At 70.2% G+C, this 25,821-nt stretch carries 17 protein-coding genes, 1 tRNA gene and 1 pseudogene; 10 read left to right on the forward strand and 9 right to left on the reverse strand.

The window, feature by feature from the left end:
• Positions 1-214 precede the first annotated feature (214 nt).
• Together DVR05_RS26760 and DVR05_RS22470 are read left to right on the forward strand one after the other, a co-directional pair.
• The gene (locus tag DVR05_RS26760) at positions 215-1,741 is read left to right on the forward strand and encodes a hypothetical protein (RefSeq protein WP_157982511.1); all 1,527 of its coding nucleotides are present in this window, start codon (positions 215-217) and stop codon (positions 1,739-1,741) included.
• Positions 1,742-2,134: 393 nt separating this feature from the next.
• Positions 2,135-3,934 (forward strand): gamma-glutamyltransferase family protein, encoded by a 1,800-nt coding sequence (locus DVR05_RS22470; RefSeq protein ID WP_116247898.1) that lies wholly within the window; start codon positions 2,135-2,137, stop codon positions 3,932-3,934.
• A 368-nt stretch (positions 3,935-4,302) separates the two neighbouring features.
• Here the strand turns inward: DVR05_RS22470 and DVR05_RS22475 are convergent, their stop codons facing one another.
• The 5 genes from DVR05_RS22475 to DVR05_RS22495 form a co-directional block, all read right to left on the reverse strand.
• Positions 4,303-5,475, reverse strand: coding sequence for a C40 family peptidase (locus tag DVR05_RS22475; RefSeq protein WP_116247899.1), 1,173 nt, complete (start codon positions 5,473-5,475; stop codon positions 4,303-4,305).
• A 165-nt stretch (positions 5,476-5,640) separates the two neighbouring features.
• A complete protein-coding gene (locus tag DVR05_RS22480) occupies positions 5,641-7,311 on the reverse strand; it encodes a bifunctional 3'-5' exonuclease/DNA polymerase (RefSeq protein WP_116247900.1) in 1,671 nt (556 codons plus the stop codon).
• Positions 7,312-7,453: 142 nt separating this feature from the next.
• Positions 7,454-8,374: a 2-hydroxyacid dehydrogenase gene (locus tag DVR05_RS22485; RefSeq protein ID WP_116247901.1), complete on the reverse strand. Its 921-nt coding sequence runs from the start codon at positions 8,372-8,374 to the stop codon at positions 7,454-7,456.
• Positions 8,375-8,522: 148 nt separating this feature from the next.
• Positions 8,523-9,341: an RNA methyltransferase gene (locus DVR05_RS22490; protein WP_116247902.1), complete on the reverse strand. Its 819-nt coding sequence runs from the start codon at positions 9,339-9,341 to the stop codon at positions 8,523-8,525.
• Positions 9,342-9,400: 59 nt separating this feature from the next.
• A complete protein-coding gene (locus DVR05_RS22495) occupies positions 9,401-9,988 on the reverse strand; it encodes a hypothetical protein (RefSeq protein ID WP_116247903.1) in 588 nt (195 codons plus the stop codon).
• 408 nt (positions 9,989-10,396) lie between these two features.
• Between DVR05_RS22495 and DVR05_RS22500 the strand changes: the two genes are divergently transcribed.
• From DVR05_RS22500 to DVR05_RS22530, 7 genes are all read left to right on the forward strand, one after another.
• Positions 10,397-12,133 carry a substrate-binding domain-containing protein gene (locus DVR05_RS22500; protein WP_116247904.1) on the forward strand — a complete coding sequence of 579 codons (1,737 nt, stop codon included), beginning with the start codon at positions 10,397-10,399 and terminating at the stop codon, positions 12,131-12,133.
• Positions 12,134-12,464: 331 nt separating this feature from the next.
• Positions 12,465-14,222, forward strand: coding sequence for a substrate-binding domain-containing protein (locus DVR05_RS22505; protein ID WP_116247905.1), 1,758 nt, complete (start codon positions 12,465-12,467; stop codon positions 14,220-14,222).
• Positions 14,223-14,381: 159 nt separating this feature from the next.
• Positions 14,382-15,017, forward strand: a complete 636-nt coding sequence (locus DVR05_RS22510) for a hypothetical protein (RefSeq protein WP_116247906.1) — start codon at positions 14,382-14,384, stop codon at positions 15,015-15,017.
• Positions 15,018-15,110: 93 nt separating this feature from the next.
• Positions 15,111-16,973: a DUF2510 domain-containing protein gene (locus DVR05_RS27570; RefSeq protein WP_116247907.1), complete on the forward strand. Its 1,863-nt coding sequence runs from the start codon at positions 15,111-15,113 to the stop codon at positions 16,971-16,973.
• 82 nt (positions 16,974-17,055) lie between these two features.
• On the forward strand, positions 17,056-17,706 hold the full coding sequence (gene orn, locus DVR05_RS22520) for an oligoribonuclease (protein WP_116247908.1): 651 nt from the start codon (positions 17,056-17,058) through the stop codon (positions 17,704-17,706).
• Between the two features lie 67 nt (positions 17,707-17,773).
• Positions 17,774-17,849: transfer RNA gene (locus DVR05_RS22525), tRNA-His, on the forward strand.
• A 292-nt stretch (positions 17,850-18,141) separates the two neighbouring features.
• Entirely contained in the window at positions 18,142-19,500 is a 1,359-nt protein-coding gene (locus tag DVR05_RS22530) for a site-specific integrase (RefSeq protein ID WP_116247909.1), read from the forward strand.
• A gap of 47 nt (positions 19,501-19,547) precedes the next feature.
• On the opposite strand, the gene DVR05_RS27575 is transcribed toward DVR05_RS22530, so the two are convergent.
• Positions 19,548-19,883 carry a helix-turn-helix domain-containing protein gene (locus DVR05_RS27575; RefSeq protein ID WP_232832267.1) on the reverse strand — a complete coding sequence of 112 codons (336 nt, stop codon included), beginning with the start codon at positions 19,881-19,883 and terminating at the stop codon, positions 19,548-19,550.
• A 68-nt stretch (positions 19,884-19,951) separates the two neighbouring features.
• Here DVR05_RS27575 and DVR05_RS22540 point away from each other — a divergent pair.
• Positions 19,952-21,148, forward strand: a pseudogene (locus DVR05_RS22540) (IS3 family transposase).
• Between the two features lie 278 nt (positions 21,149-21,426).
• On the opposite strand, the gene DVR05_RS22545 reads toward DVR05_RS22540, so the two are convergent.
• From DVR05_RS22545 to DVR05_RS22555, 3 genes are all read right to left on the reverse strand, one after another.
• Positions 21,427-22,704, reverse strand: coding sequence for a PQQ-binding-like beta-propeller repeat protein (locus DVR05_RS22545; protein ID WP_157982512.1), 1,278 nt, complete (start codon positions 22,702-22,704; stop codon positions 21,427-21,429).
• Entirely contained in the window at positions 22,701-25,229 is a 2,529-nt protein-coding gene (locus tag DVR05_RS22550) for a hypothetical protein (RefSeq protein ID WP_116247911.1), read from the reverse strand. The genes DVR05_RS22545 and DVR05_RS22550 overlap by 4 nt, the downstream gene beginning before the upstream one ends.
• A gap of 64 nt (positions 25,230-25,293) precedes the next feature.
• The gene (locus DVR05_RS22555; RefSeq protein WP_369974571.1) at positions 25,294-25,575 is read right to left on the reverse strand and encodes a hypothetical protein; all 282 of its coding nucleotides are present in this window, start codon (positions 25,573-25,575) and stop codon (positions 25,294-25,296) included.
• Between the last annotated feature and the right edge of the window lie 246 nt (positions 25,576-25,821).

Consider the following 25,821-nt stretch of genomic DNA (forward strand, 5'->3'; position numbering starts at 1 on the left):
GTGGATGCGGATGGTGACCCCTCGATGACCGTGCGCGGAGCGTCGGGTAATGGGCATCCCATCTTCTGGTACGGGGCAGGTCACACCCTTCCCGGATTTTCACCCAATGAAGCGAATGAATTACGTCATGTACCGGTTTTGACTGGAGAGCCCCCCGCGAATCACCTAGAGTCCTGAAACCATCACTAGTAGTAGTCGATGGGAAGGAACGATGATGCGCAAGCACCACACGAGGTGGGTCGCGCTCCTGGGCGCCGCCACGCTCTCGACCACCGGGCTGACAGGTCTCGCGGGACCGGCGGTGGCGGCGGACGACAAGGACCCGCGGGTGATCAACTGGCCGGTGGTCGAGCAGGCGGTCTCCTCGTACCGGATCGACGGGTTCGAGATCGGTTACCTGCCCCCCGGACTGGACAGGTTCGGGCTCAACGCCTCCTCACTGACGGACCGACGGGGCAACAGCCAGTCGCAGATCTCCTGGGTGCAGGGCCCCGACCAGCTCTACGGGCGCGTGATGATCCTGCGATCGGAGCGGGTCCAGACCCTGGAGGACCTGCGCGACCTGCGGTACGCCCACCTGCCCGACCGCGGACTGGAACGGATGGAGGGCGGCGAGGGGTCCGAGCGCGAGGCCTACGTCTCGGAGTCCACGGGCGACATGTTCTGGCTGGAGGAACCCGGGGTCGCGGTCACCATCCATCTGCGGCCGGAGCGGTGGAACGGCGACGAGCTGCGGCGGATGGCGGAGTCGGTGGTCGGGGCCTTTGCGCCGGATGCCGAGGGGGCCTCGGAGGAGGCGCAGGAGGACGTCCAGAACGACACGGGTGAGGCCGGGGAGAGCACCGGGACCGGCGAGTCCGAGGCGGCTGAGGAGAACGGAGAGACCGCCGAGGTGGAGGCGCCCGAACAGGCCACGGAGGCTGTCGAGGCCGAGGCAGCCGAGGAAGCCGCAGGCACGGGGGAGGCTGAGGAAGCCGAAGAGCCCGCTCAGGAGGCTTCGGTCGAGGAGGTCGCGGGATCGAACGCCCTCGGGGAGACGGGGGGCGAGACCGCGGAGGCCGGCGCGGAGCAGGCGCCCGCGCAGGACGCTGCGGTCGGGGAGCAGGAGGACACCGACGCCGTCGAGGTGACCGCCGAGGAGGTGGCCGCGGTGGAGGTGCCCGCCGAGGACGGCGACGCGGTCGAGGTGACCGCCGAGGACGTCGCGGCGACCGGCGGCGACGCGTCCGGGGCGGAGGAGGCGGACACCGGATCCGACCAGCCCGAGACGACCAGCTCCCGACGGGTGAAGGAGTGCCTGATCGACGAGTTCGTGGTCTTCGACTACACCGACGCCGAGCAGGACCGGGGATCGACGTCCGCCGTCTCCGGCGACACCACCGAGCAGCCGCTGAGCCGTGCACAGCTGACCGACGAGCAGCGCGACGAACTGCTCGCCACCGTCTGGTACCACGGCACCGAGGTCGAGAAGAACGCGGCCACGGACCACTGCGCCGACAGCCTCGACATGCGGCGCTCCGACATCGAGGCCGTGCTCGCCGAGATCGCCGACCTGATCGCCCGGCTGATCGAGGAGGCCGAGGCCAAGGCGACCGAGGGCATGGAGGAGATCGTCCACTCGGCCACCGAGACGCACGCGTCCGGGCCGGGTGAGGCCGGTGGTCTCGAACCGATGGACGACGCGGAGTGGGAGGAGCTGTGGAACTCCCTGCCGTGGAGCTTCGAGATGGAGGTGCCGTGAGGCGGCCGGATCCGCGGGGCCCGGCCGAGGCGGGACCGGAACGGGGCGCGGCCGTGGTCGGGTGACCGGCTGAGCGCGCGGCCGTGGGCGGTCCGAAGCCGCACGGGCGGCGCGTGACCGTGGCCGTGGCCGGGTGCCGACCGGCCGGGCCGGGGGGAGAGCCTCCGGCCGGGCAGCACGAGGCGGGCGGAGCGTGGGCGCCCCTATACCAATGGTGGCCCGGGGTTGGGTCGAGACGCCAGCCTCGGGCCACTGGCCTGTGGACAGAGCGCCACGGGCCGCGGCCCTGGGATACGGTCGGCTCGACGCCCCTATCCGGTGACCGCTGTCACGTCCGCGCGGTACCCGGGGTCCGCCGGAGCGGGCGGGTGTCCCCGACCCCCGAGGAGAGCCATGCCCCGTTTCACCACGCGCCCCCAGCTCCGCGGCGACTTCGGAATGGTCGCCTCCACCCACTGGCTCGCCAGCGCCACCGGCATGTCCGTACTCGAACGCGGCGGTAACGCCTTCGACGCGGCCGTCGCCGCGGGTTTCACCCTCCAGGTCGTCGAGCCCCACCTCAACGGGCTCGGTGGGGAGGTTCCGGCACTCCTCCAACCCGCCGGAGGGTCCCCCCGCGTGCTGTGCGGCCAGGGGGTCTCCCCCGCCGCCGCCACCCCGGACGCCTTCGCGGACATGGACCTCATCCCCGGCAACGGCGTGCTCGCCGCCACCGTCCCCGGAGCCTTCGACGCCTGGATGCTGCTCCTGCGCGACCACGGCACCATGACCGTGCGCGAGGTCCTCGACCACGCCATCGGCCTCGCCGAACGCGGCTACCCCGTCCTGGAACGGATCGCCGGGGCCGTCACCGCGCTCGCCCCGGTCTTCACCCGGCACTGGCCCGGATCGGCCGAGGTCTACCTCCCCCACGGCTCCGCCCCCGGGCGCGGAACCCGCCTGCGCAACCCCGCCCTGGCCGCCACCTACCGTCGGATCGTCACCGAGGCCGAACACGCCGGTTCCGACCGCGAGACCCAGATCGAGGCGGCCCGGCGCGCCTGGTCGCACGGGTTCGTCGCCGAGGCCGTGGGGGCGTTCCTCGCCGCACCCGTCCCCGACGGGTCGGGGGTGCCCCGCCGGGCCCTGCTCACCGCCCAGGACATGGCCGACTGGAGCGCCACCTTCGAGGACCCGGTGAGCGTCACCCACGGCGTGCACACCGTGCACAAGACCGGCCCGTGGGGACAGGGGCCGGTCATGCTCCAGCAACTGCGGATCGCCGAGGCCCTGGGCACCGGCCACGACGTCCGCGAGGGGACCAGCGCCGAGTTCGTGCACCGGGTGACCGAAGCCGCCAAACTCGCCTTCGCCGACCGGGAGTCCTGGTACGGCGACCCCGAGCACGTCGACGTCCCCCTCAAGGAGCTCCTCTCCGCCGACCACGCCGCCCGGCTCGCCGCCCGCGTCGACGACCGTCGGGCCGTCCCCGTGCCGCGACCCGATCCGGTCGCCGGACGCGCCCCCTTCATCCCGCCCCTGTACGAGGTCGGCGCGACCCCCGGCGACCGCACCACCGGCGAGCCCACGGTCGGCCCCACCGGCGCCACACCGGCCGACCGGCGCGGCGACACCTGTCACGTGGACGTGGTCGACGCGCACGGCAACATGGTCTCGGCCACCCCGAGCGGTGGGTGGCTCAGCAGCTCACCGGTCATCCCCGCCCTGGGCTTCCCGCTCGGCACCCGCGCACAGATGTTCTGGCTCGACCCCGCCTCCCCCAACGTCCTCGCGCCCCGCAAACGGCCGCGCACCACCCTGTCCCCCACCCTCGTGACCCGCGAGGACGGCCAGGCGGTCCTCGCGATCGGGACGCCCGGCGGCGACCAGCAGGACCAGTGGACGTTCACCGCCCTGCTGCGGATCCTCCACGGGGTCGACGACCTCCAGGAGGCGCTGGACACCCCGATGTTCCACACCAGCGCCTTCCCCAGTTCCTTCCACCCGAGGGAGACCGTGCCGGGACACCTGATCGTCGAACCCGGGATCGGTGAGGACGTCATCGCCGACCTGGTCGGTCGGGGGCACCGGGTCGAGGTCGCCGACGCCTGGACGCTCGGCCGGCTGGCCGCCGTGGCGCGCGATCCGGACACGGGTGAGCTTCGGGCCGCCGCCGACGCGCGCGGATCGCAGGGGTACGCGGTGGGACGCTGAACGCCAGGAGAACGCGGCCGAACACCTGGGCGAGGTCCGGGCGACGTGTGCCGAGCACGCGCCGGAAGGGGGCGCCCAGCTGTGCGGATCCCCTTGCCAAATCGTCCGGGCACTGCTTATGTAGACCCTGTGCGACGGGCCCCGGCGCTGATCCGGGCGTGTACCCGCAGAACTCAATACCACCGAAAACAGGGTCAGTGCGCTGACTCCCCCTCCCTCAGCGACGACCCTGTCCCCCTCCTGAACCGAGACCTGCCTTCCCCTCCCGGCTGGGTTCTTCGGACAAGGAGAGACGAGCGGGCCGTGGTGCCACCAGTGCGGTGACGCCGCGGCCCGCTCTCGTTCCCCGACGGTGCGGGGCCGCGGCCTCAGGTCCGCACGCGCACCACTCCGGCGAAGTTCGCGGTCCGCACCTCGGTGACCCGTACGTTCAGGCCGGTACGCGGCGCCTCCAGCATCATGCCGTCGCCCAGGTAGATGGCCACGTGCGAGATGTAGTCGGGCGCTGTCGGGTCCGACCGCCAGAACAGCAGGTCACCGCGCTGGGCGTCCTCGAAGTCGACCCGCTCGCCGGCGTTCCACTGGTCGTGGGTGACGCGGGGGATCTCCACTCCTGCCTGGCGGAAGGCCCACTGGAGCAGCCCGGAGCAGTCGAAGCCGCCCTCCGGGGTCTCACCACCCCAGACGTAGGGCACACCGATCTGGCTCTCCGCGTGCGCGATGACCTCCTCGATCACCGAGGAGGGCATGGCCTCGCCCGGCTCGGCCGGTTCGGCGGCGTCGGCGACCAACTGGAGGGAGACGTCCTCGCCGAGGGCGTCCGACAGCGCGTCGTAGAGCGCCCACAGGTCGGCGTCGGGGGCCGAGATCACCAACGCGTTGCCCTTGGGCATGCCCAGTTCGGCGGCGCGTTCCCGGGAGACGAGGGCGTCGATCCCGGCGATACCGGAGGTGGCGTGCGTCCACACCTCCAGGTCCACCTCACCGTGACCGCCCGCGACGCTGACCTCGCTGCCCAGGTCGAGTTCGCGCTCGGTGCCGACAGTGTTGGACAGCGCGATACGGCCCTCGGCGACGCCCTGCCAGATCTCGTCGGACTCCGCCGACGGCGCGGGGGCGTGGTTGCGGAAGCTGGAGGGGTTGACGCCCAGCACGGAGGTGGGTTCGCCGTCGATCCCGACGCGCGCGGCGTCCACGGTCAGGACGTGTTCCACGTCCTCGATGTCGCGGACCGCGTCGACGACCGTACGGGGCAGGCTGTCGGGGGCCACGGCGAAGTACTCGACGCTGCGGGCCTCACGGAACGGGGCCACACGGGCGTCGCGCCGCAGCGCCTCGGCATCGGCGACGTCAGGGGCGGGGGTGGCGGAGCCGCGGGGGTCGACTCCACTGGTGTTCTGGTGGTCCTCGGCGAGCTGGTCGGCGATGGGGGGCCGGTCCTCCACGACCGGGTCCGCCCACGCGGGGGTCGCCCCGAAGGCGGTGAAGGCGACCGCGAAGGCGGCCGTGGTTCCCGCACATGATCTGAAACGGCTCCGCACGGGGGGATCTCACCCTTTCTGTGTACCGTCGCAAGGGGTGGGGGTACCCCTGTGGTAGCGGGCTGACGGTTGCGTCCGCGTCCAAGAATGGGTGCAGGCGGGCCAGTTTGCAAGAAGTCCACGCCGTCCGTTACCGGACCCGTAACGCCCCGTGTCCGGATTGGGTCAGCGTTTCGCGTAGTCGTCCGTGACGACCGTGTCCAGGGGGAAACGGACCGGGGTGTCTCCGAACAGGGTGGTCCTGGTGCGGGTCTCGGCGTCGGCGACGGCGGCGAGGGTCTCCTCCACCCGCTCGCGGGGGACGTGGAGGACGACCTCGTCGTGGACGAAGAAGACGATCCCGGCGCCCTCCGGCAGGGACGGCAGGCGCTGCCGGAGCGCGGCCAGCAGGACGAGCGCCCACTCGGCGGCCGTGGCCTGGACGACGAAGTTGCGGGTGAAGCGGCCGTGGGCGCGACGGCGGCGGTCCCCGTCGGGACCGGACACGGTGGTGGCCCACCCCTGCGGGGCGGGCGAGGTCCGGCCCAGCCACGAGCGGACGATCCCGCCGTTCTCACCGGTCCGGGCGGCCTGGTCGACGTACTCCAGCGCCCGGGGGTAGAGGCGGCGCATGGTGCGCAGCAGGGGTGCGGCGTCTCCGGAGGTCTGACCGTACATGGCCGAGAGCATGCCGATCTTGGCCCGTTCCCGGTCACCGCCCACGTGCGCGGCCATGCGGGCGTAGAGGTCGTCCTCGGCGGCCGCGGCCGCCAGGGCGTCGTCCCCGGACACGGCGGCCAGGACACGGGGTTCGAGTTGCCCGGCGTCGGCACGCACGAGCGCCCAGCCGGGGTCGGACCGTACCGCCGAGCGCACCGCCCTGGGGATCTGGAGGGCGCCGCCGCCCCGGGTGGCCCAACGGCCGGAGACGACACCGCCGACCACGTAGTCGGGGTGGAAGCGGCCGAGCCGCTCACCGCGGGGGCCGGGACGTTCCCGCACCCAGGTGTCCAACCACGTCCAGCCGTTGGCGGAGTACAGACGGGAGAGCTCCTTGTAGCGGAGCAGGAGGGGGATCACGGGGTGGTCGACGCGTTCCAGCACCCAGGAGCGGGTCGACTCGACGGGATGGCCGATCCACGCCATGGCCCGCAGCACCTGGGCCGGTGAGTCGGGGTTGACCTCGCGTCCGACCGTGCGGCTGATGCGCTCCGCGAGTTCGGCCAGGACCGCGGGGCGCTGCCCCGTGTGCGGCCGGGGGCCCAGCAACTCCGTGAGGACCTCGTCGTGGACGTCGGGCCGCCAGGGCAGACCGTCGTGGCTCATCTCGGCGGCGGCCAGGCCGCCGGCCGACTCCACGGCCGTCAGCAGTCGCATCCGCTGGGGGTGGGGCAGCTCCGCGAGACGGCGCAGCTGGTCGTCGTGGACCTCGACCAGGGCGGCCAGGCGGTCGGTTCCCGGGGGCAGTGTGGACCGGTCGGCCTCGAACAGGGCGGGCTGCGCGGCGATGCCCTCACCGAGGGGGCGGACCGGGTCGTCGGGGACGGGGAGGCCGTGCAACCGGGCCCAGGCCGCTCCCAGGGAGTGGGCCTCACCGTGGCGTGCGTGGTAACCGAGCAGGAGCGCCTCGGTCAGCGCGACGTCGTGGCAGCGCGCGACGCGCACCCCGGCCCGGACCAGGTCCGGGTAGACGTCCTCGCTGGCCGACCAGACCCAGCGCGGGGGTTCGGGACGCTCGTCCTCCGCCCGCCGGGCGGCGTCGGCGAGGTCGGGAACGCGGCGGACCGGGCCGGGGGCGTGCTCCAGTTCCTGGAGCCAGCCGCCGCCCTCGCCGTCGGCGACCACCGCTATGCGCATGGTTCCACTGTGGCCGCTGACACCGACAAAACCCCTAAAGACCAACCAAAAGCCGTTAATGTCCCCTGAAACCCCGCCGGGTGCCTGGTCGACGGGGACGCCGGTGGGGTCGCCCCGCGACGGAACCCGGTCGATGGAGGTGTCAGCGCCCCGGACGGACCACGTTCGCGAGCGGCTCACCGGCGGCCCAGCGGGCGAGCTGCTGGTCCATGAACGCGCGGGCACGGGGGTAGAAGGCGGCCGACCCGCCCGCGACGTGCGGCGTGAGGAACACCCCCGGCGCCTCCCACAGCGGGTGGTCGACGGGGACGGGCTCCGGGTCGGTGACGTCCAGGGCGGCCCGCACCCGCCCGTTCTCCGCCAGCAGCGCCGCCGTGTCCAGGACCGGACCGCGGCCCACGTTGACCACGAGCGCGTCGTCCCGCAGCAGGGCGAACTCCCGGGCGCCGAACAGCCCCCGGGTGCTCTCGGTGAGCGGGGTGACCAGGACGACGACGTCCACCTCCGGCAGGAGGGAGTGCAGTTCGTCGACACCGTGCACGTCCTCGTCGGGACGGGCGCGGCTGGCCACCCGTACGACCTCGGTCTCGAAGGGCAGCAGGCGGCTCTCCACGGCCGCGCCGATGCTGCCGTAGCCGACGATCATCACGCGCGAGTCCGCCAGCGACCGGAGCGGGACGGGGCTCCAGCGGTGGTCGTGCTGGTCGAGGGCCCATCTCGGCAGGTCGCGCTGGGCGGCGAGGATCAGCGCGAGCACGTGCTCGGCGGTGCTGGCGTCGTGCAGGCCGCGCCCGTTGCACAGCGTCACGTGGTCGGGGAGCAGATCCAGGACGTGCTCGTAGCCCGCGGACACGAGCTGGACGACCTCCAGGGCGGGCATCCGCCCGATGATGTCGAGCCGTTCGTCGACGCCCTGGGTGGAGGGCGCGTAGGGCACCTGGTAGAAGGTCACCTCGTCCAGGCCCGACTCCGGAGCGGCGCCGCCGGTGTACAGGTCCACGCTGCGCGGATCGGGGGCGTTCACCCGGTTCTGCTCCCACTGCACGAGTGCTCGGCCGCCCATGTGGCAGTACCCTCCGCTCTACCGCGGCGCGCCCTTCCGAAGCGTCTCGGACGCGCTCCCGGGAACACGCCTCAAGATCCGTGTCACGCGCCACCCTAGGGCATGTGTGACCGACGCGCCGCGACCGGAGGCGGGGCCGCCGTGCACGTCACCCGGTGAATCGGGCCAGTTCGTAGCAGGCGATGGCGGCCGCCGCCGTGACGTTGAGCGAGTCGACGTCCCGCTCGGCCATCGGGATGTGCACCCGCGCGGTGGCCCGTTCCAGCCAGCGCGAGGACAGGCCGTCCCCCTCCGTCCCCAGCAACAGGCCGACCCGGTCGTCGGGGCCGAGTGCGGACATCGCGTCGCGCAGCGGCAGGGACCCCTCCCCCGGGGTGAGGGCCATGAGGTGGAAACCGACCGCCCGGAGGGTGTCCAGCCCGCCGTACCAGTCGTCCAGCCGTGTGTAGGGCAGGGTGAACACCGCGCCCATCGAGACCTTGACCGCCCGCCGGTAGAGCGGATCGGCGCAGCGGGGCGCGAGCACCACGGCGTCGACGCCGAGCCCGGCGGCGCTGCGGAAGATCGCACCCACGTTGGTGTGATCCACCAGGTCCTCCAGCACCACGATCGTGCGCGCCCCGGTCAGGACGTCGTCGAGCCCGGGCAGGGGGCGGCGGTGGAAGGCGGCGAGGGCTCCCCGGTGCAGGTCGAAGCCGACGAGCTGCCGGGCGGTCTGTTCGCCGACCACGTAGAGCGGGGCGGCGGAGCCGGCGACCACGTCGTCGAGGGCCTCGGCCCGGCGCTCGGTCAGCAGGAAGCTGCGCGGCTCGAACCCGGCGGCGGCCGCGCGCCGGATCACCTTGTCGCCCTCGGCCATGAAGAGTCCGTGCTCGGCCTCCAGGTGACGGCGCAGGTTGACGTCGCGCAACCGGGTGTAGTCGGCCAGGCGGGGATCGGCGGGGTCGGTGACCCTGATGACGCTCATGGAGGACGATTATCCCGGTTCCGCGACCCGGGAGGCCCCGTGTCCTCGGTTGACCGGTCTCAGCCGAGCTGTTCGGTGAGGGGACGCAGCCGCTGCCAGCGCGCCTCCTCGCAGGAGCCCGTCCGGCTCAGCGTCGTCGAGACCTCCTGCCCCTCCCAGGTGCCCTCGATCGTGGCCCGCTGGGGCCCGTAGACCTGGTCGGTGCACACGGTCCCCGCGCGCACCTCGGTGAACAGTTCCTCGGTGCCGTCGGCGGTGGCCGTGCGCGCGGTCGCGTCGCCGTACCTCCCGGTCCCGCCGTGCCCGCCGTCGAGTTCGGCGGCGACCCGGGCCAGTTCGGCGCAGGCCTGGGGGTCCTCCTCCAGGTCACCGGTGCAGTCGAGGGTCTGCACCCACGCACGGTCGCGGTCGCTGACCTGGATGCGCAGCTGACCGACCGGCCCGGTCTCGACCCTCGCCTCGGGGACATCCGCGATCGGACCGACCAGGTCCGGGCTCATCGCCGACGTGGCCTGGACGTCCTCCGCGGGCAGCAGCGACGGGCCCGCGAGCATCGCGTAGGCGAGCGCCCCGGCACAGCAGGCGCCGGTGAGCAGGGCGGTGCCGAGCGTGCCTCGGCTCCGGTGGTCTCGGTGCTGTTGGGACATGCCATAACCCTCGGGGGTCGGTGGTCACACGGACGTCCGCGGCACGGAAGGGGAGAGGGTCTGCCGCGGGGGACGGGAGAGGCCCAAGCCTATCCGTGGGATCGGAGTACTTCTGTGGGAGGCACGGTAACAAAGGGGTCTCCGCGCGCCGACCGGACGCGGCGGTCCGACGTCGGCGTTCGGCCACTTTCGCTCCCCCATTACCAACGAGTAAGGTCCTGGTGAAGTTTCGTTCGTCACATTCGGCTGGTCGGTCGTGATTCACCCTGTGTGACGCCGTTCGCCGCACGATGGTTCACGTCCTCGTACGGACGCCCGACGGCCCGGCGCCGCACGGACCCACGCACCACCGGGTTCTCCGGCGACGCCGCCGGAGGGCCGCGCCCCACTACGCCCCGGAGATCCCCGTTGCCCAGTGGACGTCATCGCTTCCCCGCACCGACCCGGTCCGCCACACGCCGGGTGGCCTGGTCACCGTTGGGGTTCACCGCCGTCGCCGTCGCGGTCATCGCCCTCGCGGCGGTCGCGATCCCGGTCGGGCTGAACGCGCTCGGCTGCGGTGACGTCCGCTACCTCCGCGTGTCCGCGACGCAGAGCATCGCCCCGGTCCTGCGCGCGGCCGCCACCGAGTTCAACGACGCGGAGCCCGACTACGGGGGCGACTGCGTATACGCCCAGGTCGACGAGATCGCCCCGCACCGCATCATGACCGCCCTGTCCGGGGGGCGGGGGAACGACTCCACCATCGCCCCCCACGTGTGGGTGCCCGAATCCTCGGTGTGGGTCGAGCTCGCCCGCGTGTCCGGCGGCGGTACGCACAGCATCGAGACCGATCCGCCCTCGCTCGCCAGTTCGCCGGTGGTCATGACCGCCCCAGCGGGAACGGAGGGCCTCCCCGACCCGGGGGAGGCGAGCTGGACGCTGGTCCTGCCCGGAGAGCGCGACCCGGAGCGCCCCCTGGTCATGGTCGACCCCAACCGCGGCGCCGACGGTATGACCGTCATGCACGCGGTCCGCCGCCACCTGGGCGCCGGGGACGAGGCCGACACCGCCATGACCGACTTCGTCCGGGACGTCCAGCTGGACAGCGCGTTCGGCGAGATCGACCTGGCGACCTTCTTCACCGGTTCCCCCGCGGCCGACGCGCGGATCGACCCGGTGATCGTGGTTCCGGAGCAGGCGGTCGCCTCCTACAACGACGAGCGCGCGCCGTCCGCGCCGGAGCTGGTGGCCCGGTACCCCGCCGAGGGCACGGTCAGCCTCGACTACCCCTATGTCACCACCACCGACGACCCCGCGCTCCGGTCGGCCGCCGCCGACCTGTACGAGGTCCTGCGCGGGGACGAGCACCGCGAACACCTGCGCGACCTCGGCTTCCGCGGCCCCGGCGGCGATGTCCCCCGCTCCCTGGAGGCGCAGCCCTGGGACGTTCCGGAGGAGCCGCCCACGCACGACGACCTCACCGGGGACGCGCTGCTCACCTCGGTCACCGACTGGAACCGGCTGTCGATGCCCAGCCGCTCCCTGGTGCTGGCCGACACCTCCGAGAACATGGCCCAGGACCTCGACGGCGGGCCCAGCCGGATGGAGGTCGCCCAGCGGGCGGCCCTGCTGGGGCTCTCCCTCTTCCCCGACGAGACCGACATGGGCCTGTGGCTGCTGTCGGACCGGTACGGACGCCAGGGCCGGGACGAGGCCGCCGGGATGCGCCAGTTGGGCGAGTCGTCCGGCAGCGGCGACATCACCAGACGCCAGGAGCTCATCGACGTGGCGGAGGAGATCGCGGTCCGCGGCGGGGAGTCCCGGCTGTACGACAACATCCTGGACGCCTACGACCAGGTGCAGGACAACTACCACGAGGACAAGATCAACAGCGTCATCCTGCTCACCGCCGGCCGGGACGACGGTTCGAGCGAGATCTCGCACGCGGAGCTGGTCGCGGCCCTACAGGACCGGTTCGACCCCCGGCGCCCGGTCAGCATGTTCATCATCGCCTTCGGGGCGCAGTCCGAGGAGGCCGAACTGCGCCAGATCGCGGCCGCCACGAGCGGATCCCTGTTCGTGACCGATGACCCCGACGAGATCGGAGACATCTTCCTCAGTTCGATCTCCCGGCGGTTGTGCGTGCCGAACTGCGATAACTGACCATTGGGACCGGGTTCCGGCTCCGAACGAACGCGAGGCGATTGCGATTGGATATCGGATCGGTTTTCTGGACGAACCGTTTCCGGACGCCGGTCGGTGACCGCTCCGTCCGAATCCCCCCGTGTGACCGGGAACGCGACGCCGATCACAGTGGACGCGGCCCCGCGGGGTCGCACCGGACCGGCCGGTGCGACCCGCACCCGGCCTGACCGGCACGAGTACTGTTCCGACCAGTAACACCCGGCCGGTCCCCCACCCAGCGCCGAACAGGCGCGACCGACCGGGCGCCGACCCCCGACCCCCGTCCGTACACCACCCCGTGAGGAAAGCTGTGGGACGTCACCGCGGAAGATACGAAGAAGAGCCCTACCCGAGCCGGGGACGGCGCCGCCGTGGACGCGGCGGAGCCTTCGCCGCCCTGGCCGCCGCACTGGTGATCGTGGTCGCCCTGGCCACCGCGGGCGTGTACATGTTCGGGCAGACCGACGGCTGCCGTGGTTCGGACATCCGACTGGACGTGGCGGTCAGCCCCGAGCTGGCCCCCGCCCTCGACAGCCTGGCCACGGACTTCAACGCCCAGGAGAACACCGTGGACGGGCGGTGCGTGCACGCCGAGATCCGCCAGGTCGACTCCGCCAACGTCGCCTTCGGCATCACCGGGGCGGGCGCGACCATGGGCGACACCGACTCGGACGTGTGGATCCCCGACTCCTCCGTGTGGCCGCGCCTGGTGCGGAGCCAGTCCGGTGACGCCGTCATCACCGAGACCGGCACCTCCGTCGCCCGTTCCCCGCTCGTTCTGGCCGAACTCACCGAGTTCGCCGAGGACGACACCCAACGCAGCTGGACGGACGTGGTCCCCACGGCGGCCCCCGGGGAACAGGGCGACCGCACCGTCCGCGTGGTGGACCCCGCGCGCAGCTCGACCGGGCTGGGCACCCTCTACCTGTTGAACGGGGCCCTGGAGGAGGGCAGCCCCGACGAGGCCACCTACAACGCGCGCATGACCGCGGCCCTCCAGGCGCTGCACCAGGGCGCCTCGCCCGACGAGGACTCGGCCTTCCTCGCCCTCAGCGGCGGAACCGAGGAGGCCCCGCCCGTGATGATCATGTCGGAGCAGGCCGTGTGGCGCTACAACAGCGCGCACCAGGACGCCACCGCCCGGGCCAGCTACCTGGAGGGCGGCACCTACTACCTCGACTACCCCTACGTGGTCCGCAGCGAGGAGAGCGACATCACCCGCGCCGCGGAGGTGTTCCGAGGCGCCGTGCGCTCCGACGGGGCCCGGTCGATCCTGCTGACCCACGGGTTCCGCGGCCCCGAGGGAGAGGTGGACACCTCGGTGCTGACCGCGGACTTCGGCTTCCGCGAGGAGGCCCCCGACGAACTGCCCAGGCCGTCGGAGGGATCGGTCACCGAGCTGATCCGCACCTGGAACCAGCTGAAGATGGACTCGCGGGTGCTCACCATCGTGGACGTCTCGGGCTCCATGCTCGCCGAGGTGCCCGGTACCGGGATGACCCGGATGCAGGTGACCAGCGCGGCGGCCACCGAGGGGCTCCAGATGTTCACGCCCACCTCCGAGCTCGGGCTGTGGCAGTTCTCGACCAACGTCAACAACAACCTCCACTACTCGGAACTCGCCCCGATCCGCGAACTCCAGGCGACGGACGAGGAGGGGACGCCCCAGCGCGACGTGCTGGCGTCGGCCCTGGCCGCACTGACCCCCCTGCCGCAGGGCGACACGGCGCTGTACGACACCTACCTGGCCGCCTACCAGGAGATGGCGCGGACCTACCGGCCCGACCGGACCAACGTCATCCTCATGCTCACGGACGGGGACAACGACAATCCGGGCGGACTGGAACTGGAGGAGCTGCTGTCCCAGCTCGAGGACATCGCGAGCCCGGCGCGCCCGATCCCGATCATCACGATCGCGTTCGGCCCGGACGTGCAGAACCTGGAGCCGCTCCAGCGGATCGCCGCCGCCACCGGTGGCGCCGCGTACATGACGGAGGACCCGACCGAGATCGGTGAGATCTTCCTCCAGGCGTTCTCCCTGCGCATCTCCGGGGACGACGAGGAGTAGCGGCCCTGAGGTACCGGCGGGTGACATGACCCTGTCCGCGTGGGAAAGGGCTATGGACTTCTCCTCCTTCTTGGCGTACTCAGTGGAGGTCCGGACCCGTCCGGGCGCCGCCCCGGTCAGGAGGTGCCCGGACGCACGACGACCGGATGGGGAACTGCCATGTTCGACGCGTGGATGCCCGGCGCGGAACGGATCGACGGCGGCGCCGCCCCGGGGCCGTCGGGGATCGGTGCGCCCCGTGCCGTGTGGACGGTGACCGGTTCCGGCCCCGACGCGTGGTCGGCGCGTGAGGAGGCACTGCGGTTGGTCGAGGAGGGGCGGTCGGTGCACCTGGTGTGGAACCCGCTCACCGGTGAGGTCGTGCAGTCGCTGGCCGCCACCCGCCGCAGCCGGATGCCGCTGGGCCGCACGAACCGGTACTCGCTCCACGTCGACCACGGGCACGAGGGGCGGGTGTGCCTGACGGTGGCGGTGGTCGCCCGGCCCGAGGAGCCCTTCACCGACGGCCCGATGCACGGACTGGCACCGATCCTGGCCTGGTTGGACTCCTGGGACGTCCCGCGCCGGTGGCCGGCGGGGCCTCCCGGGCGGGGAGGGACACCGGTCGCGGAGCTGGCCCGGGCGTGGTCGCGCGGGGGGCACTTCGGCCACGACCAGGTACCCGGGTCGACGTCCGCCGGACCGGGGGCGCTGGACGGCACCCGGCTGTTCGCCGCCCCCGTCGCGGCCGAGTCGGAGCTTCGACCGCCGCCGGCACCGCGTCAGCCGGCGCAGGAACCGTCGGCGATCCCGTGAGGGCTGCCGACCTGCGGGACCACGTGGTCGGAGACGGAGGGATTCCGACTCCGATGGTCTCCCCCGACGCTACGACCCCTTAGTCTGTCCGCCATGGGTGGAACTATCGAGCCGGGTTGGTACGCGGACCCGCACGGCGACGCGCAGACGCTCAGATGGTGGGACGGTGAGGCGTGGACGCGGCATACCCGTTCGCTGAGCGAACTCCAGGGCGGTTCCGGTACGTCGGACGACGCGGAGGCGGACACGGCGCGACTGGACGGAGGGGAGCACGACCCCTCCGACGACGAGGGGACCGTGCGGCTCGGCCCGTCCTCCGCCCCCACGCCGGTGGACGACGAGCCCAGCACGATGCGGATCGACCCGTCCTGGGCGCACGCCCCCGGAGCCTCCACCACCCCGGCCCCGGTGGACGAGGACCCCGACACCGTGCGCATCGACCCCTCCGTGATCCGCGACTCCGGCGAGCCCGCGGACGAGGTCCCCACGGCGGACCCGGGCGGGATGGACGCCACGGTCCGGGTCAACCCCGCCGACCTGCCCGGGCGCGACCGGGAGGACGAGGAACCGACCGCGGACCTGGGCGCCATGGGCGCGACCGTGCGCGTCAACCCCGCCGACCTGCCCGTCCCGGGTACGGACGAGGACGAACTTCCGACCGCCGACCTCACCGAGGACGAGCTTCCCACCTCCAACATCACCGACGACGCGATCGACGACGCCCCGCGCACGGCGGTGCTCGACCCCCACCAGATCGACGACACCCCCCGTACCGCCGTGTTCGATCCGCACGAGATCGGAGAGGTACCGGGCACGGCGGTCTTCGACCCCGACGACCCGATGCTGTCCGGAGGGGCGGCCGAGGAGCCGAAGGAGCGCAGGGGCGGCCGGTTCAACCGGTTCCTCGGCAACCTGAAGGACGGATGGGCCGACCTCAGCGAGGAACGCCGCGAACAGCGCCGTAAGGCCGCCGAGGAGGAGCACGCCCGTAAGGAGGCGGAGGCCCGGAAGCGAGCGGAGGAGGCCGCCCGGGCCGCGGCGCGGGCTCCGGGGGGCGACACCCCCCAGCAGGCCCAGGAACAGGGGGCTCCCCGCCAGGAGACGCCACCCGAACAGCCGCGTCCCGGCCAGGAGGGCGCGTCCGGTCCCCAGCGGCCGCACCAGCGTCAGGCGACGGGACCGCAGCAGGCCCACGACCACCACCCGCGGCAGCAGCCGTACCCGCCCTATCCCGGGCAGCCGTCGGGCCCCCAGCAGCCGTACCCGGGTCAGCCGTCGGGCCCCCAGCAGTCCCACCCGGCGGGAGCGTCCCAGCAGTATCCGCCCTACCCCGGCCACCCGAACCAGCACGGGTACCAGCAGCCCCCCAGCGCACCCCAACAGCCGTACACCGGCCCCCGGCAGGGACCCGGCGCCCCGCCCCCGCCCTACGGGTACCCGCAGCCCGGCCCGTACCAGCAGCGTCCGGGGTACCAGCAGCCCCCGAACGCTCCCGGATACAACGCGCCCCCCGGCTATCCGCCGCCCGCGGGGCAGAACGTTGCGGGCCGCCCGCCCCAGGGTGGTCCCGTTCCGCCGCCGCACCAGATGAACCGTCCGCCCCAGGGCTACCCCCGCCAGGGGCCGTACCCGCCTCCTCCGGCCCCGGGCCAGCCTCCCGTGGGCGGGCAGCCGCCCCAGGGCGCCCCCGGACAGCCCGGCGCTCCCCGGCGTTCGCGGTGGGGACGGCGCAAGGGGCCGGGCGGTCGCGGAGAGCCGCCGCAGCGGCCCCACCCTCCGCCTGAGGGTCAGCGGAAGAAGAAGGGCGGTTGCGGCGGATGCGGCTGCGGATGCACCACCTTCCTCCTTGTTCTCGTGGCCGTCGTCGCCCTGGCCTACCTCCAGTTCTCGGGCACCTACGACTGGATGTTCGAAGTCCTCAACGTCGGTTTCCCCGGCCAGTACGTGTGGATCTGACCCCCGTCACGAAGGGCGGCCGGACCGGTCCGGCCGCCCTTCGCCATCCCCACCGCTCCCGCCACGGCCTAAGCTGACCGGTATGAATGACTGTCTGGTGTGGATCGACTGCGAGATGACGGGGCTCGACCTCGAACACGATGCGCTGATCGAGGTGGCGTGTCTGGTCACCGATGGCGAGTTGAACATCCTCGACGAGGGTGTGGACATCGTCATCAAACCGCCGCAGGCCGCACTGGACCAGATGGGCGACTTCGTCCGGGAGATGCACACCACCTCCGGCCTCCTGGAGGAACTGGACAAGGGCGTGTCCCTCAAGGAGGCGGAGGACCGGGTCCTCGAGCACATCCACCGCTACGTGAAGGAACCGCGCAAGGCACCGCTGTGCGGTAACTCGATCGCCACGGACCGCACCTTCCTGGCACGTGACATGAAACGCATCGACGAGTTCCTGCACTACCGGATGGTGGACGTCTCCTCCATCAAGGAACTCCTGCGCCGCTGGTACCCGCGTGTGTACTACGCGAGCCCGGAGAAGAACGGCGGCCACCGCGCCCTGGCCGACATCACCGAAAGCATCCGTGAGCTGCGGTATTACCGTGCGGCGGTGTTCGTGCCCGAACCGGGCCCCAGCTCCACCACGGCGCGCGCCATCGCGGCCGAGGTGGCGGCGGGCGGCACCGGCGTGTCGGCCCGGGAGAGCGCCGCGGATCGCCGAAACACCGAAAACTGATCGAAGCAGTGCTCAGAGTCCGCTAAGATTCTGGATGTACGCAAGGCCGCGAGGTCGGGCGGACATGGTGGGTGTAGCTCAGCCGGTAGAGCACTTGGTTGTGGTCCAAGAAGTCGCGGGTTCAAGTCCCGTCACTCACCCCAGAGCCGACAAGGCCCTGACCTGCGGAAACGTCCGCCGGTCAGGGCCTTTCGCGTTGCCGGGGGTGCACCAGCGGGTGCACGGCGGCAAAGATTCCCCCGGCGGGTGCGCACCACCCATCCCGTCACTCACTCCCCGGGCGTGGGTGCACCCGGGTGCACAGGCCGGGGCAATAGCCCGACATCCCGGGATACATGCGCACGAAACGACCATAGTGGCGCCCGGGTCGAAGGTTCTCGAAGATCTTTCGCCGATTCCCTTCGCTTCGCCGCCCACCCAAGCGATGGTCCCCCCATGGCAACCATCAACCAGCGCACACTGGCCGACGGGCGCACCCGCTACTGGGTCAAATGGCACCTGGGCGGCACACGTGGCGGAGCGCCCCAGTCCGAGCCGTTCGACGTCCACGCCGACGCCCACACCTTCAAACTCCACGTCGAAGCAGCGGGCCATCAGTGGCCGGAGAACTGGATCCCCCGGCAGGGGTGGGCTGAGGGGTGGGTCCCCGGCCACGGCTGGGTCAAGGCCGACGAGGAGGACGATGATCCCGAAGAGGATCCGGTGCTGTTCGCCGACTTCGCCCGCGAACTCATCGACTCGATGACCGGCATCGAGGAACGCACCCGCGCCGACTACCACCGCGACCTCACCAACCACCTGCTCCCCCACTTCGGGCAGGTGAACCTGCGCGACACGTCCCAGCTCAAACCCAAGGACGTGCGGGCCTGGGTCAACCAGCTGCGCATCGGCACTCCCGACCCCACGGCCCCGTACCGGACCGACTCACCCAGCCGAGGCCGCAAGAAGGAACCGGGATGGCTGCGCAAACCCCTGTCCCCCAAGTCGATCCACAACCTGCACGCCCTGCTGTTCACCGTCTGCGAGGCCGCCGTCCGAGAAGACCCACCCCTACGCCCGTCGAACCCGGCCTCGCGCACCCGCCTACCCCGTATCGACGACGGCGAGGGTGACTGGGAGATGTGCTTCCTCACCCGCGAGGAGCTCACGCTGCTGCGGGACTCCATGGCCGAGGACGTCCGCGACATGGTGGAGGTGTTCGTGCGCACCGGGATGCGCTACAGCGAACTCACCGCGCTCCAGGTCCGCGACATCACCCTCACCCGAACCATCGGCCCGGGCGGGGTGCCGCAGGTGCGCGGTTATCTGGACGTGCGGCGGGCGTGGAAGCGCCAGAGCGACAACACCTTCAAGCTGGGTGCGCCCAAGACCCGCAGCTCGCGCAGGCGCATCCCGCTCTCCCCCGGCACCATCGACCTCATCCGCCCCCGCTTGGAGGGCAAGGGACCGGAGAAGTTCGTGTTCACCACCAAGCAGGGATCCTGGTGGCGACACAGCTCGTTCTACGGGCGCAGGTGGGTACCCGGGGTCAAGGAAGCCCAGAAGCGGGGGTTGGGGAAGAAGCCGCGTATCCACGACCTGCGGCACACCCATGTGGCGTGGCTGATCGACAAGGACGTGCACGTGTTCAAGATCCAGCGCCGCCTGGGGCATACGTCGATCACCACGACGATGGACCGGTACGGGCACCTGGTCACCGACATCGACGACACCATGATCGAGGCCATCGACGGCCCGCCCACCGGGCCGTGGACCGACCCCGACGGTGAACGACGCCTACGCCTGATCTCCTGACCCCGGATATGCCGGTGGGGCGGGTGTTCACCCGCCCCACCGGTGCTCTACCGCTCTCCCTGTTGTCCGTACGGTGCGTGCGGCCACCGATAGGAAGATCGCCTCCTGATGGCCACCTGCTGTGCGGCCCGTTCCACGATCTGCTCCAGATCGGTGCTGGAGAACCGAACGTGCTTGCCGAGCCTGCGATGCGGCACCCGACGCAACCGCACCCGCTCACGCAACCACGACTCGGGCACTGCCAACACCCGAGCCGCCTCCGGGATCGTCAACAACCGCTCCGGCACCCTGTCTTCGTGATCGTTGTCAGGTCGCTCGCCGTCGACCACGCGCACCTCCCTCGCTCTCGTCACGGCGGACGGTGCGGAACTGGCGTCGCTCATCGGGCGTTCCCCCCGAGTAGTGGACATACCGGACACTGGATGAGAGTCCAGGAGAGGAGTATGTCCTGGTGGGGACCTACAAGTACCCGGAGGAGTTCCGGCGCAACGCGGTCGAGCTGGTGCGCTCCAGCGATCGGCCGATCTCGCACATCGCCGCCGAGCTGGGTGTGAACCACGAGACACTGCGCAGCTGGGTGCGGGCCGCGGAGAAGGCCGAAGCACCCGGGGCGGCAGAGGAAGCGATCAAGGACGCCGAGATCGCCCGGCTGCTCAAGGAGAACGCCGAACTCAAGACCGAGCGGGAGATCCTGCGCCGGGCGGCCGCTTATTTCGCGCAGGAGATGAGACCGTGAGCCGCTTCGGTTTCGTCGAGGAGTTCCGGGGCGTCTTTGGCGTCAAGCGGCTGTGCACGGTGCTGGGCCTGTCCCGGTCGAGCTTCTACGCCTGGCACAAGGGCCGATCCGCACGCCAGGAGCGGTCGGCACGGGACGCGCAGCTCACAGGGAAGATCCGCGAGGTCCACGAGGCCGATCCGGCGATGGGGGAGCCGAGGATCACCGCTGAGCTTCGGGAGCAGGGGCACCGGGTCAACCACAAGCGGGTGGCCCGCCTGATGCGTGAGGCCGGGATCGTCGGCCTGCACCTGAGGAAGAGGGTGCGCACCACTGTGCCCGCCCCCTGCGACCAGCCGGTCCCGGACCTGCTGGAGCGGGACTTCACCGCCACCGAGCCAAACACCCGCTACGTCGGTGACATCACCTACCTGCCCGTGGAGAAAGGCCGGTTCGGCGTATCTGGCGACGGTGATCGACCTGTTCTCGCGCCGGGTGGTGGGCTGATCGATCGCCGATCACATGCGTACCGACCTGGTCACGGACGCGCTGGAGGCGGCCCGGGCCGAGCGCGGGTCCCTGGCCGGGGCGGTGTTCCACTCCAACAGCCCGGTGTTGCAACGACCGGTTGAACTCACCCAGTACACGTCGGCGGCCTTCGCCGCGGTGTGCGACCGATGGGGTGTGGTGCGCTCCAGGGGCGCGGTCGGCTCCAGCGCGGACAACGCCGCGGCCGAGGCGTTCAACGCCACGCTCAAGCGGGAGACGCTCGTGGGGCGGGGTTTGAAGCGGTGGGCGAGCACCAGGGCGGCCCGCTTGGCGGTGTTCTCCTGGATCGGCCGCTACGACACCCGACGGCGGCATTCGGCGAACGGGCAGCTCAGCCCGCTCGTCTACGAGCAGCGGGCGGTTAGCCTGGGGCTCGCTGCCTGATCAGAGTGTGTCCACACTTCGGGGGGAAGCCCCGTGGTAGGGCTTGAGGAGGTCCGGGCCAGTGCCTTGGCACGCCTGCATGACCTAGGCCGACACGGAACACCCGCCGGTTTCCTCACTGGCACCCCTAACGATTGAGTCCGAGTTCCAGCACCCATCAAAGGCTCCATCACACCCGGCACGAAGTAGATACGGGCCGCGGGTTCCTATCAGCCGCACAGCAGGACATCACGACGGGCACGAGGCATCCACCAAAGCCTCTGTTCCCGCTTACCACCTCATGTCAGCCCGAGGAGGACCTCCCGCCCCTCGTCACCGTCCTCTGAATAACTGAGGACGACAGCACCGGGAACAGCGGTGGTGGACAGAGCGGCCTTGTCGTCCTCTAGAGCCGCATCGCTCACGTCAATCGCCGAAGGCTCACCATCGTTCCCCCATGCGTGGAACCACACCTGCACCTCCTGATCGCGTGTGTCGCGCCCGTGGCCGATAACACCACCCTCCAAGACCGCTGGGTATTCCGACCGACTGGCCCCGCTGGGAATGGGCATTGCATTCAGGACCTCCCCCGACAGGTCCTCCCTCCGGTACTCACCCTCTTCTGCGTACAGGACGACGACCGACTCGTCCTCCAGGACACCGATCACCGCCCCCTCCCACTCACCGAGGAGTTCACCGGTCACCACATCGAACACTCGAGTGGGACCGTTCAGGGTCCTCTCCGCCAGGTACCGATCAGTGAGGGGATCGTAACGGCGCTCGGGGGCGCCCAGGTCAGGCTCGGAGGGCCCGAAGTCCTCCTCAAACCGCCACAGCTCCTCACCCGTCGCCAGGTTCCGGCCGAGCAGACCGGCGCCATCTTCACCGCCGGTGCAGAAGAACCCCTCCAGGACGACCTCGCCAAGGACACTGGCTGCGGTGGTGTCCCTGCTCGGACCGTCGACCGTGGTGCACTCAGGGGGCTCTTCCTGAACCCACAGGGCCTCACCGGTCTCCAGTGAGAGCGCTCTCAATGCGGGATCGTCGAAGGGGTCGCGAGCAACCCTCACACCATCGGCCACGTTCCGGCTGAAAGACCCCTCATCGATCCCCCTGTCACTGCTGGTGGCCTCCTCGACCGCGACTTCCTGCAGCACCTCCCCCGTGGACGGATCGAGTTCAACCAATGCGGAACCGTCCTCGGGATCCTCGATCTCGACAGCCAGATAGTCACCCAGGTGCGATGCGTACGCCGCACGGGCATCCTCCCCCGCGCGGTACTCCCACAACTCCTCACCCGTGTCCCCCGCCAGCACGACGAAGCCGTCATCCAGGAGAACGGCAATGCCGACGGGCACCGGAACGGTATCGACGAGTCGAGCCCCTTCCGGTACCTCCCACTCCCAACCGACCCGCTCGACCCGCTCGGGGTAGGCGAGCTCCCGAACATCGTCGTTCGTAGAATGCCCCGTACCTGAGGACAGCCCGCAACCGGCCAAAGGCAGAAGCAGAGAAGCGCACACCACCGTCAACAACCGGGTTCGTCCCGTCACACCCATCACGAATCCGCCGTTCACCACTTGCCCCACGCCATTCCCAGGGTCCCCAAGAAGTTATCGACCGCGCTCTTCGTGCTCCCCTCGCCATCGACCCACGGCCTCTCGTCGACATAGTCGTACATATTGGCTAGTGCGGCGTCCTGGCTCTCCTCGTTGATGTCCCATTCATGGGGATCCAGGGGGATATAGCGGTCCTCCCCTTCACCCATGACGGCGCCGGGGTGGAGTTCCTCCAGGGCGTCCATGACATCCGGGTCGTTGGCCGCCAGAGCAGTGATGGCGAGAAGCTGCATGTCCTCTTGTGGCATCCAGTCGCCCGCGGTATCGATGCTGTCACCTGCAGGTGGATTGTCCGAGATCTCAAGGGCTTCCTTGGCTAGGAACTTCGCCACCTCGACAACGACTCCGGGCACGTTCCTGTCCCCGGCGAATCCACCGATGGTGTCCACGACCGCGTTGCGCACCTTGTTCGCGTGGTTGACAGCCTCAGTGTTGTCAGTCGACCGACGCTCGCTCTCGTTCTCCAACGCCACGTCGACCAACCCGAGCAGAGAACCGTAGGAGTTGGCCCCGCCGTGGTCCCGCGGTCCGTCGGCCAGGGAGAAGTCCCCCATCGTCTCCGCCCCGTAGTAAACGACCTCGTTGTAGGTCTTCTGCGCAGCGTCGGCATCACCCATGATGATTTCCATGAAGTGCCGTCGACCGTCCGGACTCAGATACACGCGGTTCTGTTCGTCGTCCCAGCGCGTGCTGTAATCGGTTTCATCGTCGGTGTCGCCCAAGCCCTCCGTGTTGGCGAAGACGTCCATGTAGGAGGTGAAGACGTCGGACCAGGAGTCAGCAAGTTCTGGATTGAGGTGACCGGCGGCAACGTCACGCCACGTGACGTCGTCATCGCCCGTGACCTCATGGCCGGTGGAGAACATAGCCTCCCTGAAGTCCTCGTCCTCCATACGCTCCACCAGCGCCGCGAGAGCTTCAGCGGACCTTTGTTCCTCAGGGGAGAGTTCCGAGCGGACCTCCGAGTTCTCGTTCGGGGGTACACGATCCTCGGGATCAGCGGCGTCCTCAGCAATCCAGTCGGTCAGGCCACGAACCGACTCACCACCATCGTCCCAATCGAAGGTGAACAACGACGTCAGCGCGTGGTCGAGCATGCCCTCCGCAGAGTCGTGTACGAGGTTCGGTATGAACTCCCCGTTCTCATCCTTGAAGTTGGGATGGACGAAGTCACCGGTGAGAATGGCGTGGTTCGCGTCGTCGTTCCGAGTCGAGGCGTCTAGAAGGGACCCCGCGTCCTCCTGGCTCAACCAGACATCAAAGTTCGACTCCGTTCCTCCCGCGTAGAGACCCATGGAGAGCATCAGAGTGCTCGACAAACCGGTGCCGCCTTCCAGATGGGGGTTCGTGTGGCGGAGTAGGTCGGCCAGGGCACCTGCGTCCTCTGCCCACTCATCGATCATGTAGATCTCGGTGGAGTTCGGGGACTGAAGTGCCGGACTTTCGGCTGCCCTGCGTACGCTCTCGGGCAGGTCGTAGTAGCCCCCGCCAAGGCGGTGATCTGACAGAGCAAGGATTCCGTCACCAAGCACACCGAGCGCGTGCTCACGCTCCTCGTCGGTCAGATGGTCGCCCTCCATCACCGCAGGGAATCCAAGCGCGCCGTTGCCGTTGGGGTTCGCCTCTTCCAGGCTGTCGTAGAAGGCTCGGAGGAAGTCCATCTCCTCTTCTCGATAGCCCGTGCCTCCCTGCTGGGCCTGCATGGCGTTGGCATTGATCATGCTCATCATCAGCATGAGCTCGTGATAGCGCTCGTCCAGAGGCTTTTCGCCGGACCAGTAGTCCCCCAGCTCCTCGGCCCACTCCTCTGCGTTCTCCTCGGTCAGCTCCTGGCCATCGACCAGCATCGTGTAATGGTTCGGGTCGAGGTTGTAGAAGGCGAAGGAGTTGATCCCCGCATCGATGAGCGCCTGAACGTTGGCCTTCGTGGGCCCCTGCCGCAGCTTGTCGGCGACCTCGTCAGCGTTGTCCTCGAACGCCTGATAGTTGGTGCGCTCCCGTTCCTCCAGGTCCGCCACCTTGGCAACGACCTCGTCGTAGATGTCACGGCACTTGTTCTCGTCACCGAACCAGCCCAGCCCCTCCCGCTCCGGGTAGGTCGCGGTGATGGTCTGGCCCTGGTACTTGTCCGGGATCTCGGCCCGCTTCGTCCTGAGGAACTCCCACCACTCCGACATCTGCGCCGAGCGTTCCTCCTTGAAGTCCTCCACGTACCGCGCCCACATCTCGATCATGGAGGAGGCGTAGACGATCGCCGTTCCGGCGTCCCGCCACAGCTGGAGTTCCTCGGCGGACTGGGCCTGGATGTTCCAGGCCATGAGGTCGGTGAACTGGGTGGCCGTGTCGTTGAAGTCGGCGTCGAGGTCGTCCGCCCTGCCCAGGAGTCGGGACTGGAGGGTGTCCAGCTCCTCTGCTCGGGTTCGGATCGCCTCGGGGTTCGCGGACGTGGTTCGGGCCAGGAAGGAGATGTCGAAGGAGGCCATCGTTCGCTCTGCTGTCAGGGGGAGGGGGTGGCGGGGGAAGGGGTGGCCAGGCAGGGCTGGCGGGTCAGAAGTTGACTTGCAGGTTCACGCCGAGGTCCCAGGGGGTCTGGTAGTCTCCGGCGGCCTCCTGGTCATTCCGGGCGATCTCTGAGGCACCCGCCTGGATGTTCTCGGCGAGCTGCAGACCGTGTTCCTGCACCTCGACGATGGCCGGGCCGTACTCCTCCTTGTACGCCCGTAGCGCCGAGGAGACCTCGTCCCGCTGGGCGACGGTCTCGGCGTCCTCCATGATCAGGTCGAACATGTCGGCCAGCCCCGCCATGGACTCGGCCAAAGCCTCAGCCAACTGAGCGCCCTCATAGCCCTCGATCGGATTCCCACCGGACTCACCTGACATACCGACAGCCTCTCTCAGGTCGAAGACACGCACCAAAAGGGTCGTTACACGGCACGCAGCAGCAATGTCGCAACTACAGGGAGTAGGCGACACTATAGCCATCTGCACGCGAGGGGTGAGTCACCACAGGCCCTAGCTTGGCGTTTAAGCTGCTTGCTTGTCTCTGGAGCGGCTCGTAGCACCCGCTTTGTTCTT

This window comes from Nocardiopsis sp. FIRDI 009, assembly GCF_003386285.1.
GTDB lineage: Bacteria > Actinomycetota > Actinomycetes > Streptosporangiales > Streptosporangiaceae > Nocardiopsis.